The following is a 14,663-nucleotide window of genomic DNA, read 5'->3' as shown; positions in this document are numbered from 1 at the left end:
CCAGGCCGCCTACGGCAGCCACGCCCGCCAGACGTCCGGGTGCTTCCGTACCCACCGCTCGGCGGCCTCCTGCGGGCTGAGCTTCTCCGAGGCGATCATCGCGGAGACCTCGTTCTGGTCCTCCTGGCTCCAGTGGAAGTTCTCCAGGAACGCGGCCGCCGCACCGCCGTTCTCCGCGAACCGCGCGTTGAGGTACTTCTGCAACGGCGTCCTGGGGTAGGCGCAGTCGATGTCCTCGGGCGCCTTGGCGGCGCACTCCTCGGTGTACTCCGGCAGCTGCACCTCCACCATCGGCACCTTCTCGAACAGCCACTGCGGTTCGTACCAGTAGCTGAGGAACGGCCTGCGCTCCTTGGCGAACTGCTGGATCTGGGTGATCTGGGCGGCCTCCGAGCCGGCGAACACCACCTCGTAGTCCAGCTCCAGGTTCCTCACCAGGGCCTGGTCGTTGGTGACGTACGAGGGCGAGCCGTCCAGCAGCTGGCCCTTGTCGCCGCTCTCGGCGGTGCGCAGTTCCTCGGCGTACTTGTCGAGGTTCTTCCAGTCGGTGACGTCCGGGTGTTCGTCGGCCCAGTACTTGGGCACGTACCAGCCGATGTGGCCGGTCACCCCGAGGTCCCCGGCCGCCCGGATCGTCTTCTTCTCCTTGACGTACCGCCGCTCCTGCTCGGGGTGCCCCCAGTCCTCCAGGATCGCGTCGACCCGGCCCTGGCTGAGGGCGTCCCAGGCCGGCACCTCGTCCACCTGCACGGTGTCCACCCGGTAGCCCAACTCGTGTTCGAGCAGGTACTGGGCGACGGCCGCGTTGGCTTGCGCACCCACCCAGGACTGCACCGACAGCGTCACCGTCTTCGCGGTCCGCGCGTCGGCGTACGGCGAGGTCTGCCGGGTCATGTCCGCGGCGCCGCAGCCGGTCGCCGCCAGCAGCGTCCCGGTGGCGAGCAGCGCCGCCGCCTTCCCGCGCGCCCTCCGGCGCCGGCCGGTGGCCGGGACCGCGGGCGCGGCTGCCGGTTGGTCGTTCCGAGCCATCTCAGTTCTCCTTCCGCTGCCGGCCGCGGGTGGGCTGGGTCACCCGGTCGAGCATCAGCCCCAGGCAGACGATGGCTGCCCCGGCGATGAGGCCGGTCGGCAGGTCGCCCTGGGCCAGTCCGTAGAGCACGTCGTAGCCCAGCGCCCCGGAGCCGACCAGCGAGCCGACGATGACGACCGCGAGCACCAGCACCACGCCCTGGTTGACGGCGAGCAGCAGCGCCGGGCGGGCCAGCGGCAGTTGCACCTGGCGCAGTTGCTGGCCGGTGGTGGCGCCCATCGAGCGGGCGGACTCCAGCGCCGCCTGGTCGACCTGGAGCAGGCCCTGGGTGGTGATGCGGACGACGGCGGGCAGCGCGTAGACGACCGCCGCGGCGGCGGCCGGTGCCCGGCCGACCCCGAAGAGCGCCACCACCGGGATCAGGTAGACGAACTGCGGCATGGTCTGGAAGACGTCCAGCACCGGCCGCAGGGCCCGCTCCAGCCTGCTGCTGCGGGCGGCGGCGATGCCGATCGCGAAGCCCAGCAGCAGGGTCACCGCGACGGCCGCGAGCACCTGCGAGAGGGTGTCCAGGGAGGGCTTCCACACCCCGAGGACCCCGATCGCGGCCATGGCCAGCACCGCGGTGAGCGCGGTGCGCCAGGTGCCGATCAGCCAGGCGAGGGCGGCGACCAGCAGCAGCACCGCCCACCAGGGCAGGGCCAGCAGCCCGCCGCGGAGCGGGTCGAGGATCCAGGAGGTGAAGCGGCCGGCCCAGTCGGCGGTGCCGCCGACCACCGGCACCCCGGTGTAGAGGTGGTCGACCATCCAGTCCTTGACCCGGTTGACCGGCTCGGCGATGGCCACCACCCATCCGTCCGGCCACAGCAGGTGGCCGGCGTGCCGGACGGGCAGCGCGACCGCGGCCGTCACCAGGGCGAGCAGGCCCCAGCCGAGCGGACCGCGGAGTAGGCGCGGGCCGGTCGGTTCGGAGCCGATCCGCTCCCCGGCGGCGGCCGTGGTGCGGTCCAGCACCACGGCGAGCAGCACGATGGGGATGCCGGCGGCGAGCGCAGCACCCACGTCCACCGAGGACAGCGCCTGGTAGACGCGGTCGCCGAGCCCGCCGGCGCCGATCACCGAGGCGATGACGGCCATGGACAGCGCCATCATGATGGTCTGGTTCAGGCCCAACAGCAGTTCCTTGCGGGCCAGCGGCAGCCGTGCGGTCAGCAGCCGCTGGCGGCCGGTGGCGCCGAGCGAGGTGACGGCCTCCATGACGCCCCGGTCGGCGTTGCGCAGGCCGAGCGCGGTGAGCCGGGCCATCGGGGGCGCCGCGTAGACGACGGTGGCCAGTACGGCGGCGGGCACCCCGATGCCGAAGACCAGCACCACCGGCAGCAGGTAGGCGAAGGCTGGCAGCACCTGCATGGTGTCGAGCAGGGGTCGCAGTGCGCGGTGGAAGCGCTCGGAGAGGCCGGCGGCGAGCCCCAGCGCTCCGCCGGCCAGGACGGAGACGGTGACCGCCACCACCATCAGCGCGAGGGTCTGCATGGTCGGCACCCACATGCCGAGCGCCCCGCAGCAGCCGAAGGCGAGCAGGGCGGTGGCGGCGAGCCGGAGGCCCGCGACCCGCCAGGCGAGGAGCGCCGCGCCGGCGGTGACCCCGGCCCAGCCGAGGGCGAGCAACACCAGGTAGACCGCGCGGACGCAGACCACGACGGCGTTGCTGATGTGACCGAAGAAGTAGAGGAAGAGGGGGTGGCTGTCCCGGTGGTCGATGATCCAGTCGCTGGCCCGGGTGATCCGGTCGGTCAGGTCGACGGTCAGCGCCTGCGGCCAGCTGCCGCTGGCCCACTGGGCGTGGGCCAGCGGCACCAGTGCGGCGGCGAGGACGGTCAGCAGCAGCAGTTTTCGAGCGGCCCGGCCGCGCAGTGCGTCGGGCAGCGCGGCCGGGGACCGCATGGCGCCGCCCGCGCCGGTCGGCCCGGCGGAGGTGGCTGTGCTCATGCCGCCACCCCTGCGGGTTCGGTGCCGGCGACGATGCCCAGCAGCCGTTCCCGGTCGACGACCCCGATGAGCCTGCCCTGTGCCATCACCCGGGCCGACGGGGCGCCGGACCGGGCGACGGCCTCGATCGCCTCGGCGACGGTGGCCGCCGGGTCGACCACCGGGCCGCCCTCGGCTTCCTCGGCGCGGGGCGACCGCATCGCCGAGCGCACCGTGATGACCTGCTGGCGGGGTACGTCCCGGACGAAGTCGCGCACGTAGTCGTCGGCCGGGGAACCGACGATCTCCTCGGGGGTGCCGAGTTGCACGATCCGGCCGCCGCGCATCAGGGCGATCCGGTCCCCGAGCCGCAGTGCCTCGCTCAGGTCGTGGGTGATGAAGACCATCGTCCTGCCCTCCTCGCGGTGCAGCCGGACGACCTCCTCCTGCATGTCGCGGCGGATGAGCGGGTCCAGTGCGCTGAACGGCTCGTCGAAGAGGAGCACCTCCGGGTCGACGGCGAGTGCGCGGGCCAGCCCGACGCGCTGCTGCTGCCCTCCGGAGAGTTGGCCCGGACGGCGGCTCTCCAGGCCTTCGAGACCGACCTTGGCCACCAGTTCGACGGCTTTCGCCCGGCGTTCGGCCCGGCCGACGCCCTGGATCTCCAGGCCGTGGGCGACGTTGTCCAGGACGCTGCGGTGCGGCAGCAGGCCGAAGTGCTGGAAGACCATGGCGGCGCGGTGCCGGCGCAGTTCGCGCAGTCGGCGCCGGTCCATCTCGATCACGCTCTCGCCGTCGATGTCGATGCTTCCACTGGTGGGTTCCACGAGCCGGGTCAGACAGCGGACCAGGGTCGACTTCCCGGACCCGGACAGCCCCATGACGACGAAGGACTCACCCCGGCGCACCTCGAAGGAGACGTCGCGGACCGCGGCGGTGCAGCCGGTCCGCTCCCGCAACTCCCGTGTCGACAGCCGCCCCTCGGGGCTGACGGGTATGCGGTGGGCGCGGGGGCCGAAGACCTTCCAGAGGTCGCGGACGGAGAACACCGGCGGCCTCGGGTCGACCGACCCGTCTGCGGAGGTGTCCTTCCGGGGGTCGGTGGCGGCGCCGCTCATCGCTGGTCACCGCCGTCCCGCGAGGTGGGCCGGGCGTCGGCCGGCTGATCGGCCCGGAGCAGGTCGGCGCACTTCTCGCCGACCATCAGCACGCCGATCATCGGGTTGACGGCGGGCATGGTGGGGAAGACGGAGGCGTCCGCGATCCGGATCCCCGCCAGTCCTCTGATCCGCAACTCCGGGTCGACGACGGCGAGTTCGTCGTCTGCTGCACCCATCCGGCAGGTGCCGGCCGGGTGGTAGACGGTGTGGGCGACCTTCCGGGCGTACTCGCTGAGCTCCTCGTCGGAGGTGATCTCCGGTCCTGGGCAGACCTCGCGCTTGAGCCAGCCGGCGAGCGGCTCGGTCCGGGCGACCTCGCGGGCCGTCCTGATGCCCTCGACGAGGGTGCGCCCGTCGTAGTCGTCCTCGTCGGTGAAGTAGCGGAAGTCCAGTGCCGGTTTCTCGGCGGGGTCGGCGCTGGTCAGGTAGAGCCGGCCGCGGCTGCGCGGTTTGGGGATGTTGGGGGTCATCGACACCCCGTGCGGCGGCTTGGTGTAGCCCAGCCGCTCGGGGTTGTCGGTGAACGGGATCTGGTAGAAGTGGAACATCAGGTCCGGCCCGCGGGAGGTGGGGTCCCGCCGTACGAACAGGCCCGCGTCGGAGTCCATCGCGGAGTTCTCGGGTATGGGGCCCCGGGTCTCCCAGACGATGACCGACTCCGGGTGGTCGAGCAGGTTCTCGCCCACCCCGGGCAGGTCGTGGACGACGGGTATGCCCAGGGCCCGGAGGTCCTCGGCCGGCCCGACGCCGGAGTGCAGCAGCAGCCGCGGGGTGTCCACCGCCCCCGCGCAGACCAGCACCTCGCGACCGGCCTCGATCAGCACTTCCTCGCCGTCCGCGGTGCGCGCCCACACCCCGGTGGCCCGCCCGTCGGAGAGTTCCAGCCGGAAGGCCCAGGTCTCCAACATGAGGTGCAGGTTGGGGCGGTCGCCGGCCGCCATGTGCGGGTGGAGGTAGGCGACGGAGGCCGAGGAGCGCTTGTTGTCCTCCGGGTGGTAGGCGAGGTCGAAGAAGCCGACGCCCTCGTGGAAGGGCGCTTTGTTGAACCCCTCAACCCGGGGCACCCCGAGGGCCTGCTGGGCAGCGTCGACGAAGTCCCGGGCGATGGCGTTCCGGTCCTTCTCGTCCACCGCCACGATGTTGTTGCGCAGCTTGCCGAAGTACGGCTCCATGGCCGCCGAGTCCCAGCCCTCGGCGCCGGCCTCGGCCCACTCGTCCCAGTCGCCGGGCAGCGGCTTGAAGGAGATCAGCGTGTTGTGCGAGGAGCAGCCACCCAGCACCCTGGCCCTGCTGTGTCTGATGTGGGAGTTGCCGCGCGGCTGCTCGGTGGTGGGGTAGTCGTAGTCGAGTTCCCCGCCGAGCAGGCCGAGCCAGCGGCGCAGGGTGAGTACCTCGGGCCGGTCCACGTCGGACGGGCCGCCTTCGATGACGACCACGCTGGTGTCCGGGTCCTCGGCCAACCGTGAGGCGATCACCGATCCGGCGGTGCCGCCGCCCACCACGACATAGTCGTAACCGTGGGAACGGGTCATGGGGTGTCTGCTCCTTGTCGCTTCTTCAGTACGGCGCCTCTTCGGTGCGGCGCTCGGCGGTACACCGCCGCGGGCCGTTCGGGCCCGCGGCGGAAGGCAGGGTGCGTAGGGGTGTGCCCGGGGTCGGGCCCGTGAAGTGTCCTGGGCTGCCCGGGGGGCCGGGGCGTTGTCCGGTGCGGCCGTCTCAGCCGCGGAACCAGCGGACCGGCCGCGGCTGGAGGTTCTGGTACACGTGCTTGGTCTCCCGGTACTCGGCCAGTCCGGCCGGGCCGAGTTCCCGGCCGACGCCGGACTTGCCGAAGCCGCCCCACTCCGCCTGCGGCAGGTAGGGGTGGTAGTCGTTGATCCAGATCGTGCCGTGCCGCAGCCGGCCGGCGACGCGGCGGGCGCGTCCGGCGTCGGGGGTCCAGACGGCTCCCGCGAGCCCGTACTCGGTGTCGTTCGCCAGCGCCACCGCCTCCTCCTCGGTGTGGAAGGTCTCCACGGTGAGGATCGGGCCGAAGGTCTCCTCGCGCACCACCCGCATGTCACCGTGGCAGTAGTCCAGGACGGTGGGCGCGTAGAAGTACCCGCTGGCCGGGCGGGTGGCGGCGGGTTCGGGGCGGAATCCGCCGCAGCGCACCACGGCCCCGTCCGCGCGGGCGGAGGCGACGTACGCCTCGGTCTTGGCGAGTTGCTCGGCGGAGACCAGCGGACCGCACTCCACGCCCGGTTCGGTGCCGCGTCCGAGCACGATCTTCTCGGCGCGACGGGCGAGTTCGGTGACGAACCGGTCCCGCACGCTCTCCTCGATCACCAGCCGGGACCCGGCGGAGCAGACCTGGCCGCTGTGGATGAACGCGGCGTTGAGCGCCTGGTCGACGGCGGTGTCGAAGCCCTCCTCGGTGGCGCAGGCGTCGGCGAAGACGACGTTGGGGTTCTTGCCTCCCAGTTCCAGGGCGACCTTCTTGACGGTGGGCGCGGCGGCCTGGGAGACCTTGGTGCCGCTGGCGAGGCCGCCGGTGAAGGAGACCAGGTCGACCAGCGGGTGCTCGGACAGCCGTGCGCCGACCGGGTCTCCGGCTCCGGTGACCAGGTTGGCGACCCCGCGCGGCAGCCCCGCCTCGATCAGCAGCTTCACGAGGTGGACGGTGGAGAGCGGGGTGATCTCGCTCGGCTTGACCACGAAGGTGTTCCCGGCGGCGAGCGCCGGCGCGATCTTCCAACTGGCCTGGAGCAGGGGGTAGTTCCAGGGGGTGATCAGGGCGCAGACCCCGACGGGTTCGTGCACCACGACGCTGTGGACGGTGCTGCTTCCGGCGTCGACGACCCGCCCGGTCTCGTTGGCCACCAGGTCGGCGAAGTAGCGGAAGGCGCTGGTGACGTCGTCGACGTCGGTCCGGCCCTCCTCCAGGGTCTTGCCGGTGTCGCGGCTCTCGATGAGCGCGAGGTCCTCCCGGTCCCGCTGCAGCAGTCCGGCCACCCGCCGCAGCAGATCGGCGCGCTCGGCGACCGGGGTACCGGGCCAGCGGCCGGAGTCGAAGGCCCGCCGGGCGGCCTCGACGGCGGCGTCGGTGTCGGTGGCGTCCGCCTCGGAGACCTTGGTGATGGTGGTGGCGTCCGCGGGGTCGAGCACCTCCCGGGTGGCGCCGGAGGCGGCTGCTCGCCATGCCCCGTCTATGTGGAGTGTCTCGAGTTCCGACACGTCTTCGTCCGCCTTCCTGCCGAAAACCGCCTCGCCTCACCGCCGCTGCGGTTGGGTCCGGTCCCGTGTTGCCTGGTGGGACGGCCTTTGAGGCACCACCGACATCTCCCCGATAGGTCCGAACATATGCCGGGCAGCTCGTCTCACGTGTTCCGTTTCACGTTCCGCGGTCCGGCTGCCCGGGCGGCCGGACCGGGGAAAGCCGAAGGCCCCGGCGGACCGGGGCCTTCGGTTGGCCGTGCTGGTTCGAGGTGCCGCTGCCGCCTCCGGCCGGGGCGGGCCGCCGTGGGGCGGTACGCGGGGCGGACCCCGCCGGGCTCGGAACTGGTCAGAGCAGGCCGAGACCGCGGACCGCGTCGCGCTCCTCGGCGAGTTCCTTGACGGAGGCGTCGATGCGGGTGCGGGAGAAGTCGTTGACGTCCAGTCCCTGGACGATCTCGTACCGGCCGTCCGCGGCGGTGACCGGGAAGGAGGAGATGAGCCCTTCGGGCACGCCGTAGGAGCCGTCCGAGGGAACGGCCATGGAGGTCCAGTCGCCGGTCGGGGTGCCGTTGACCCAGGTGTGGATGTGGTCGACGGCCGCGTTGGCCGCCGAGGCCGCTGAGGACGCGCCGCGGGCCTCGATGATCGCCGCGCCGCGCTTGGCGACGGTGGGGATGAAGGTGTCCGCGAGCCACTTCTCGTCGTTCACGACCTCGGCCGCGTTCTTCCCGCCGATCTCGGCGTGGAAGATGTCCGGGTACTGGGTGGCGGAGTGGTTGCCCCAGATGGTCAGCTTCTTGATGTCCGAGACCTGGGCGCCGGTCTTCTGGGCGAGCTGGGTCATCGCGCGGTTGTGGTCCAGCCGGGTCATCGCGGTGAAGCGCTCGGCCGGTACGTCCGGCGCGGCGGCCTGGGCGATGAGCGCGTTGGTGTTGGCCGGGTTGCCCACCACCAAGACCCGTACGTCGTCCGCCGCGTGGTCGTTGATCGCCTTGCCCTGCGGCTTGAAGATGCCGCCGTTGGCCTCCAGCAGGTCGCCGCGCTCCATGCCCTTGGTGCGGGGGCGGGCGCCGACGAGCAGGGCGACGTTGGCCCCGTCGAAGGCCACGTTCGGGTCGTCGGAGATGTCGATGCCGCGCAGCAGCGGGAAGGCGCAGTCGTCGAGCTCCATCGCCGTGCCCTCCGCGGCCTTGAGGCCCTGCGGAATCTCAAGGAGCCGGAGCTTCACCGGCACGTCCGCTCCGAGGAGCTGACCGGAGGCGATGCGGAAGAGCAGCGCGTAGCCGATCTGACCGGCGGCGCCGGTGACGGTGACGGTGACGGGAGTGCGGGTCATGGCGATCTCCTGCTGAAAGCTGGCGGTAGGTGTCCCTGCCCTGTTTCCTCGGGTCTCCCGCCAACGCCCTGCCTCCGCCCGGCAAGGGGAGCAGGGCGCCCCTGCGGGGGAACAAAGCACGCGAGACCCGGCGGTCAGGCTATCCGACCTGGAGCGTTCTACACCGTCACCCGGGTGTGGTAAGGCTCACCGCGACGGTTGCCGCCGACTCCCCGTCGGAGGACCGGACCGGCTCGCAGGGCACGGACGGCCGCTCGCGCGGAGGGAGGGGATCGCGAGCGGCCGCCGGGTGCGCCGCACCCGTGGGGGGGTTATCCCGCACCTGCCCATGCTTCCCGGTCGCCATGCGTCGGTTTCCGGACTCGTATGGGCAAGCCGCTTGCCTGACGGGCGATCACCCGACTTGTGATCACCCCGGTTTCGGGGTCAGCCGGTCCGCGATCCGTTCTCCGGAGCCGGACCGCCGTCCGGGCCGTCCGTGTCCTGTGCGCCCGCGTCCTGCCCGGGGGTGGTGCAGCCCTCCTCGCCCCCGACCGTCCACACGCAGGCCCGGACCTGTCCCGGCTCCCGCGCGGAGACCATCCGGGTGTACGCCTCGTCCCCGACCACCTCACTGCTCTGGGTGACGTTGCCCGAGTTGATCCGCACCAGGTCTCCGGGCGCCGCCTCGGTGATGCGGGCCCAGGCCGCGCCGCACGCCCGGCTGTGGCGGACCTCCACCGTGACCGCGCCAACCGAGGCCGTCGACACCGTCCGCGCGTTGCCGCCCGCGCAGCCCATGGCGTCGGGGTCCCCGCCGTCGCACTCGGCACCGGTGCACTTCGCCTCCGCGGCGGGGCTGCCGCCGGGGGTCGGCTCCGCGCTGGAGACGGGTTTCTCCGGTCCGCCGGAGACCGCCGGGGCGGGGGAGGCGCCGGCTCCCGCTTCGCTGCTCTCCCCTGAGCCCCCGTTGGACATCGCCGAGGCGGCGGCGAGGCACAGCACGACGACGGCCAGGACGCCGACGGCGGTCATCCGCCGCCGGCGCTTCCGCGCCGCACCGGCCTGCCCCTCCTGGGCGAACCGGATCGCCTCCAGGGTGTGGCCGCCGCCGGTTTCGGAGCGGTTCCAGGCCTGTTCGGCCACCTGCCACACCCCGATGAGCTGCTCAGGGTTGGCTCCGGCCGTTTCTGCGAGCGCCACCACGGCGCCCCGGGGCGGGAGCAGTAGACCGCCCAGATAGCGCTCCCAGGACGTCTTGCTGTAACCGGTGCGGTCGGCGACCAGCGCGACGCTCAGCCCGCTGTGGTCGACGAGCCCTCGCAACTGCTCGGCGAGCTCCCGCAGTTGCGGATCGAGCCCGTCCGGTAGCGCCCTCCAACGCGGCATGACCTTCCCCTAATTCCCCACGAGTGCGGCTTCTCCGGTTGTGGCGCCCTGTTGGCCTGCGCCGACGGGCCGGGACGCTCCCACCGGAGCTCAATCCCATGGCACGGCGCACGGGAGCACAGAGGGTGGATACACACTGATCGCACGCCCCTGAAACGTCCTCAGTCTCCCATGGGGAAGAGTCGGCTCATGCTCCCGGCCGTACAAGTGGCCGACCGGATCGGGGAGGACCTCGGCCTCAGGTGGTCAGCCACACGCCCAGATAGCTGACCGAGGCGATGATGATCCATGAGCCGAGGCCGAGCGCGGCCGTCCTGCCACCGGAGCGGGCCAGGGTGGGCAGATGCACGGCGCTGCCGAGTCCGAAGAGCGCCGCGGCGAGCAGCAGCCCCTGTGCCGTGTCGGCCGCGTCCAGCACTCCGGCGGGCAACTGGCCGGTGCTGCGCGCCCCGATCATCGCCAGGAAACCGAGGACGAACAGCGGGACGAGCGCGGGCTGCCGGTCGCCGGCGTGGGCCGTTCCGTCCGCTTCGGGGCTCCGGGCCCGGCGGCGCCGGGCCAGCGACACCCCGGCGACCAGCGGCGCGAGCAGCACCACGCGGATCAGTTTGACCATCACCGCCTCACCGAGCGCCTCGGGTCCGGAGGTCTGGGCGGTGGCCACCACCTGCCCCACATCGTGCACCCCGGCGCCGACCCAGCGGCCGAACTGGAGGGCGTCGAGCCCGAGGGGGGCGCGCAGCAGCGGGAGTACGGCGATCGCCAGCGTGCCGCAGAGCGTGACGAGGGCGACGGACGCCGCCACGTCGCTGGCGTGCCGCCGCCCTTCCTCAGTGTCCTCATCCCGGCCGAGCGCCCCGCTGACCGCACCGATGGCCGAGGCCCCGCAGATCGCGTACCCGGTCGCCACCAGCAGCGGCTGGTCGCCCGAGAGGCCCAGCCTCCGCCCCAACCAGCGGGTGCCGAAGAAGGTGGCGAGGACGACGGCCACCACCATCGCGACGGTGCTCCAGCCCAGGCCCAGCACATCGCCGAGGCTGAGTTTCAGCCCGAGGAGCACGATGCCGAGCCGCATCAGCCGCTTCCCGGCCGCCGACAGCCCGGCCTGTCCCCGGCCGCGGACGAACGTACGGACTCCGGGGAGGTGTGCGGCGGCGACGCCCAGCACCACGGCGGCGGTCAGTGTCGGGACGGCCGGCAGCAGCCCGTGCACGGCTTCGGAGACTCCGAGTCCGAGGGCGGCGAGCGCCAGTCCGGGCAGGGCGCGCCGCATCGCGGCGGTGCGGCGCGGCCTCGGTGGGGGCGTCGCGGGTCGGGGTTCCGGGTTTCTGCGGCTCTTCGGGGTGAAGGTCATGGTGAGACCAGGCTCCGCCCGGTGGGCGTCCCCCGGTAGGCACCGACTGTTGGGCAGCTCATAGGGTTCCCCTATGAGCAAGGACCGACGTTGACCGGGACGCCCGAGCGGGACGAGCCTCCGGAGAGCCGGCCGGAGCGCGTGAACGGCGCCAAGGGGTTCGCCTCCGGGACCCTGCCGGACCTGCCCTCGCTGCAACTGCTGGTGGCGGTCGCCGAGACCGGGAGCCTCGGCCGGGCGGCGGTGCGCATGCGGATCAGCCAACCGTCCGCGAGCAGCCGGCTGCGCACCCTGGAGCGGCGCCTCGGCCTGCATCTGCTGGACCGCTCCCCCTCGGGCTCGCGACTGACCCCGGCAGGCACGGTGGTCACCGACTGGGCCCGCGCCGTACTGGCACAGGCCGAGGCGCTGCTGGAGGGCGCCGCGGCGCTGAGGTCCCGACAGGAGAACCGCCTGCGGGTCGCGGCGAGCCTCACCATCGCCGAGGAGCTGATGCCCGGCTGGCTGGTCACGCTGCGCGAGAAGGCGCCGGACGCGCACGTCGGCCTGACCGTCACCAACTCCTGGGGGGTGGTCGAGGCGCTGCGGCGCGGCGAGTGCGACATGGGCTTCGTGGAGGGACCGCAGATCCCGGACGACCTGCACCGCTCCCCGGTGGGGCAGGACCGGCTGGCGATCGTGGTGGCCCCGGGCCACCGGTGGGCCCTGCGCCGTCGCCCGATCCCGGGCCAGGAGCTGGCCGACACCCCGCTTCTGGTACGCGAGGCCGGGTCCGGCACCCGGGAGACGCTGGAGCGGGCGCTGCGCCGCTACGACGGCATCGCCGTCCCGGCCCTGGAGCTGGGCTCGACCGCGCCGCTGCGCAGAGCGGCCGCCCAGGGTGTCGCTCCGGCGGCCCTCTCGGTGCTGGCGGTCCGGGAGGAGCTGGAGAACCACCGCCTGGTCGAGGTGGAGGTGGATCCGGCGCTCCCCCTCCGGCGGGTGCTGCACGCCGTCTGGCCCAAGGGCCGGGAGCTTCCCGAACCGGCGCTGCACCTCCTCCGCGCGGCCTCCGCCTCCGACAAGCAGCCCTGAGCCGACCGGCGGTCGGCCTTCGTTACGCGTTGGCGATCACACCGGGACACCGTCCCGGTGTGATCCTCGCTGTGCCACGGGCCCGCACCGCGCCTTGATCCCCAACCGCGCTTCGAACAGGCTCGATCACGCAGCGGCGTCCACTCTCCGAACCGGGGGAGAGAGTGGACGCCGTCCTGCACCGTCCCGCGAGGCCGCCGCTGTGCGGACGAGGCCGCGGCGGCTGTCCCAGCGCCGCCGCCACCAGCCGTCGGAGCGCCCCTTCGGCCACGCTTCCGCCGTGCACCAGGCGATCGAAGAGCAGCCCGTCCACGCAGGTCAGCAAGGTGACGGTGCGGCCCGCCGGATCGGTGGTGCCGCACACGCCATGAACCCGAACCTCGGCCAAGGCGCCTGCCAGGTCTTGGAGGACGCGGCCACCCTCGCCGCCGCCCTCGACACCGAACCCACCCTCGCTTCGGCCCTGGCCCGGTACGACGTCGAGCGCCGTCCACACAGCCAGACCCGGGCCCGGGTCGCGGGCCGGACCGGCCGGCTGGGCCGGCGGCTGACCCAGCCCCTGGCAGCGCAACCCGGGCCTGCGACTCGCTCCGTCCCGTGCGACCGCCCGGGCCGTCCCGCACCATGCCGACTGGAGCCCGCCGAGCCTCGGCTGAGGACCCGCCGGTTGACGCGAGGCGCGCCTTCCATCCAGCGCGAGCCCCGCCGGCTACCGGGGAGCCGACACCCCGACACACTCCCGACCGGCACCGGAGTCATGGACCAGACAGGCCCGCAGCCCCAACCGGTCCGACGCCCCCGGCAGCCCCAGCATCGGGGTGTGCAGATAGCCCTCGACGTCCACCCTGCCGACGGCCGCCGCGGCCCGCTGCACCCGGTCCGCGGCAGCGGAGAGTTCGATCCGGTCTCCGGCCCGGGACCGCCGGACCAGCGCCCAGACCGCCCGGCAGTCCGCGCTGTACCGGATCTCCAGCCCGCCCGCGGTCGAAGCCCGCCCCGCGTCCAGCCGCTCCGCCCCGCCATGGCAGGCCATGACCTCCGGGTCCTCGCCGTCACACGACTCCCCCCGGCAGCCCACCTCGACGCCGCCGGCGGACCGGCCCGCCCCCGCCGGGACGACGGAATGCCCGCCGATCTCCCCCGGCCACACCAGCGTTGCCAGCGACAGCACCAGCCCGAGCACCGCGGCGATCACCGCGAATCCGGTCACCGTCCGGTGCCGCCGCCCCACCTGCCGCTCCCCACCGAGCGGGCAGCCGGCCCCGCCCTCCCCCACCGGCTCGGAGCCGGGCCGCTCCGGAGCCCGGCGGCCACCACCGGCCCGCTGCTCGCCGCAGCTCTCCGCCGGGCGCTCACGCCCCCATCGCTCGAGATCCGCCAGCTCCCACAGCGCCGGCAGCCGCTCGCCGTTCTCGCCCGCCAGCCGGCACAACGCATCCACCGCCTGCCGGGGCACCGGCTTGCGGCCGTCCAGGAACCCCTTCCAGGACGCCTTCCCATAAGGGGTGCGGGCGGCCAGTTCCGTGACGCTCAGACCCGCCCGGGCAGCAAGTCCCCGCAGTTCCTCGGAGAGCCGGGCGCTCGCCGGAGCGGCCCCGGTCGCCCCGCGCCCGGCATCCCCCGTCACCGGCGCTGCCCCGTCGGACCTCCCCGGAACGGGTCAGCCCCGACGATCAAGTGAACGCCGACCGCCCCCGGCCCGGCCCACTCCGGCAGACCGGCCTGATGCCCCCTCCGATCCGACATGATCCACCTCGTCCGTCTCCACACTCAACGAGACCTCCAGGGCCTTTTGTCCCTGTACGACGGCGTGTGCACCACGAACGGTTGCCGCGACCGGAACGTGGGGTCACCTTCTGGTCACACCGGCCAACGGCGCCACCCCCACCCCCGCAACGAACGCGGCAGGCCACAGCAACGACCCGACAAGCCCCGCCGCCCACCAAGAAGCCCGGAAGGGGCGGAAAAGGGGCGCCGAACCTGCGACCTCGCGTAATCGAGAGTCGCGTGTTCCTTGGCGGCGCGGGATCGCGGTCACCGTGAGTGGCCGTGGGGCGTAGCGACCCCGGGTCCCTCCGGCTTCTGCGACGATGCGGGCATTCAGACCATTGGGTGGATCGGCCACCGGTCGCCAGCCGCCCGACATCGCCTCGAAGGCCTGCTCCGCCGGCCGCT

Annotated in this window: 10 protein-coding genes and 1 pseudogene; 1 reads left to right on the top strand and 10 read right to left on the bottom strand. The window is 73.2% G+C overall.

All coding sequences use genetic code 11. The features are described from left to right. Window positions 1-9 precede the first annotated feature (9 nt). The 8 genes from BGP73_RS13860 to BGP73_RS13825 form a co-directional block, all read right to left on the bottom strand. Window positions 10-1,029, bottom strand: coding sequence for an ABC transporter substrate-binding protein (locus tag BGP73_RS13860; protein WP_069814637.1), 1,020 nt, complete (start codon window positions 1,027-1,029; stop codon window positions 10-12). 1 nt (window position 1,030) lies between these two features. Beyond that, complete coding sequence (locus BGP73_RS13855) at window positions 1,031-3,019, bottom strand: ABC transporter permease (RefSeq protein WP_069814636.1); 1,989 nt, start codon at window positions 3,017-3,019, stop codon at window positions 1,031-1,033. Next, window positions 3,016-4,116: a quaternary amine ABC transporter ATP-binding protein gene (locus BGP73_RS13850; protein ID WP_069814635.1), complete on the bottom strand. Its 1,101-nt coding sequence runs from the start codon at window positions 4,114-4,116 to the stop codon at window positions 3,016-3,018. The genes BGP73_RS13855 and BGP73_RS13850 overlap by 4 nt, the downstream gene beginning before the upstream one ends. Next, a complete protein-coding gene (locus tag BGP73_RS13845) occupies window positions 4,113-5,690 on the bottom strand; it encodes a GMC family oxidoreductase (RefSeq protein ID WP_069814634.1) in 1,578 nt (525 codons plus the stop codon). The genes BGP73_RS13850 and BGP73_RS13845 overlap by 4 nt, the downstream gene beginning before the upstream one ends. Window positions 5,691-5,874: 184 nt before the next feature. Next, a complete protein-coding gene (locus BGP73_RS13840; RefSeq protein ID WP_069814633.1) occupies window positions 5,875-7,374 on the bottom strand; it encodes an aldehyde dehydrogenase family protein in 1,500 nt (499 codons plus the stop codon). Window positions 7,375-7,702: 328 nt separating this feature from the next. Continuing rightward, window positions 7,703-8,692, bottom strand: coding sequence for a malate dehydrogenase (locus BGP73_RS13835; protein WP_069814632.1), 990 nt, complete (start codon window positions 8,690-8,692; stop codon window positions 7,703-7,705). Between the two features lie 426 nt (window positions 8,693-9,118). Next, a complete protein-coding gene (locus BGP73_RS13830; RefSeq protein WP_069814631.1) occupies window positions 9,119-10,060 on the bottom strand; it encodes a helix-turn-helix domain-containing protein in 942 nt (313 codons plus the stop codon). Between the two features lie 238 nt (window positions 10,061-10,298). Further along, window positions 10,299-11,414, bottom strand: coding sequence for a YeiH family protein (locus BGP73_RS13825; RefSeq protein WP_069814630.1), 1,116 nt, complete (start codon window positions 11,412-11,414; stop codon window positions 10,299-10,301). 141 nt (window positions 11,415-11,555) lie between these two features. On the opposite strand from BGP73_RS13825, the gene BGP73_RS13820 reads away from it, so the two are divergent. Beyond that, window positions 11,556-12,488, top strand: coding sequence for a LysR family transcriptional regulator (locus tag BGP73_RS13820; protein ID WP_244501205.1), 933 nt, complete (start codon window positions 11,556-11,558; stop codon window positions 12,486-12,488). Between the two features lie 229 nt (window positions 12,489-12,717). Here the strand turns inward: BGP73_RS13820 and BGP73_RS23590 are convergent. Beyond that, window positions 12,718-12,846: pseudogene (locus BGP73_RS23590) on the bottom strand (TetR family transcriptional regulator); the annotation flags it as partial. Between the two features lie 351 nt (window positions 12,847-13,197). Then, window positions 13,198-14,115 (bottom strand): helix-turn-helix domain-containing protein, encoded by a 918-nt coding sequence (locus tag BGP73_RS13815; RefSeq protein ID WP_069814629.1) that lies wholly within the window; start codon window positions 14,113-14,115, stop codon window positions 13,198-13,200. Between the last annotated feature and the right edge of the window lie 548 nt (window positions 14,116-14,663).

This window comes from Streptomyces sp. TP-A0874 (assembly GCF_001748085.1).
Lineage (GTDB): Bacteria > Actinomycetota > Actinomycetes > Streptomycetales > Streptomycetaceae > Streptomyces.
Note: the sequence above shows the minus strand (reverse complement) of the source record. Positions and strands in the feature narration are given on the sequence as shown.

Coding starts and splice junctions, on each gene's coding strand:
- BGP73_RS13860 (WP_069814637.1), bottom strand. CDS start 1,029: ATGGCTCGGAACGACCAACCGGCAGCCGCGCCCGCGGTCCCGGCCACC.
- BGP73_RS13855 (WP_069814636.1), bottom strand. CDS start 3,019: ATGAGCACAGCCACCTCCGCCGGGCCGACCGGCGCGGGCGGCGCCATG.
- BGP73_RS13850 (WP_069814635.1), bottom strand. CDS start 4,116: ATGAGCGGCGCCGCCACCGACCCCCGGAAGGACACCTCCGCAGACGGG.
- BGP73_RS13845 (WP_069814634.1), bottom strand. CDS start 5,690: ATGACCCGTTCCCACGGTTACGACTATGTCGTGGTGGGCGGCGGCACC.
- BGP73_RS13835 (WP_069814632.1), bottom strand. CDS start 8,692: ATGACCCGCACTCCCGTCACCGTCACCGTCACCGGCGCCGCCGGTCAG.
- BGP73_RS13830 (WP_069814631.1), bottom strand. CDS start 10,060: ATGCCGCGTTGGAGGGCGCTACCGGACGGGCTCGATCCGCAACTGCGG.
- BGP73_RS13825 (WP_069814630.1), bottom strand. CDS start 11,414: ATGACCTTCACCCCGAAGAGCCGCAGAAACCCGGAACCCCGACCCGCG.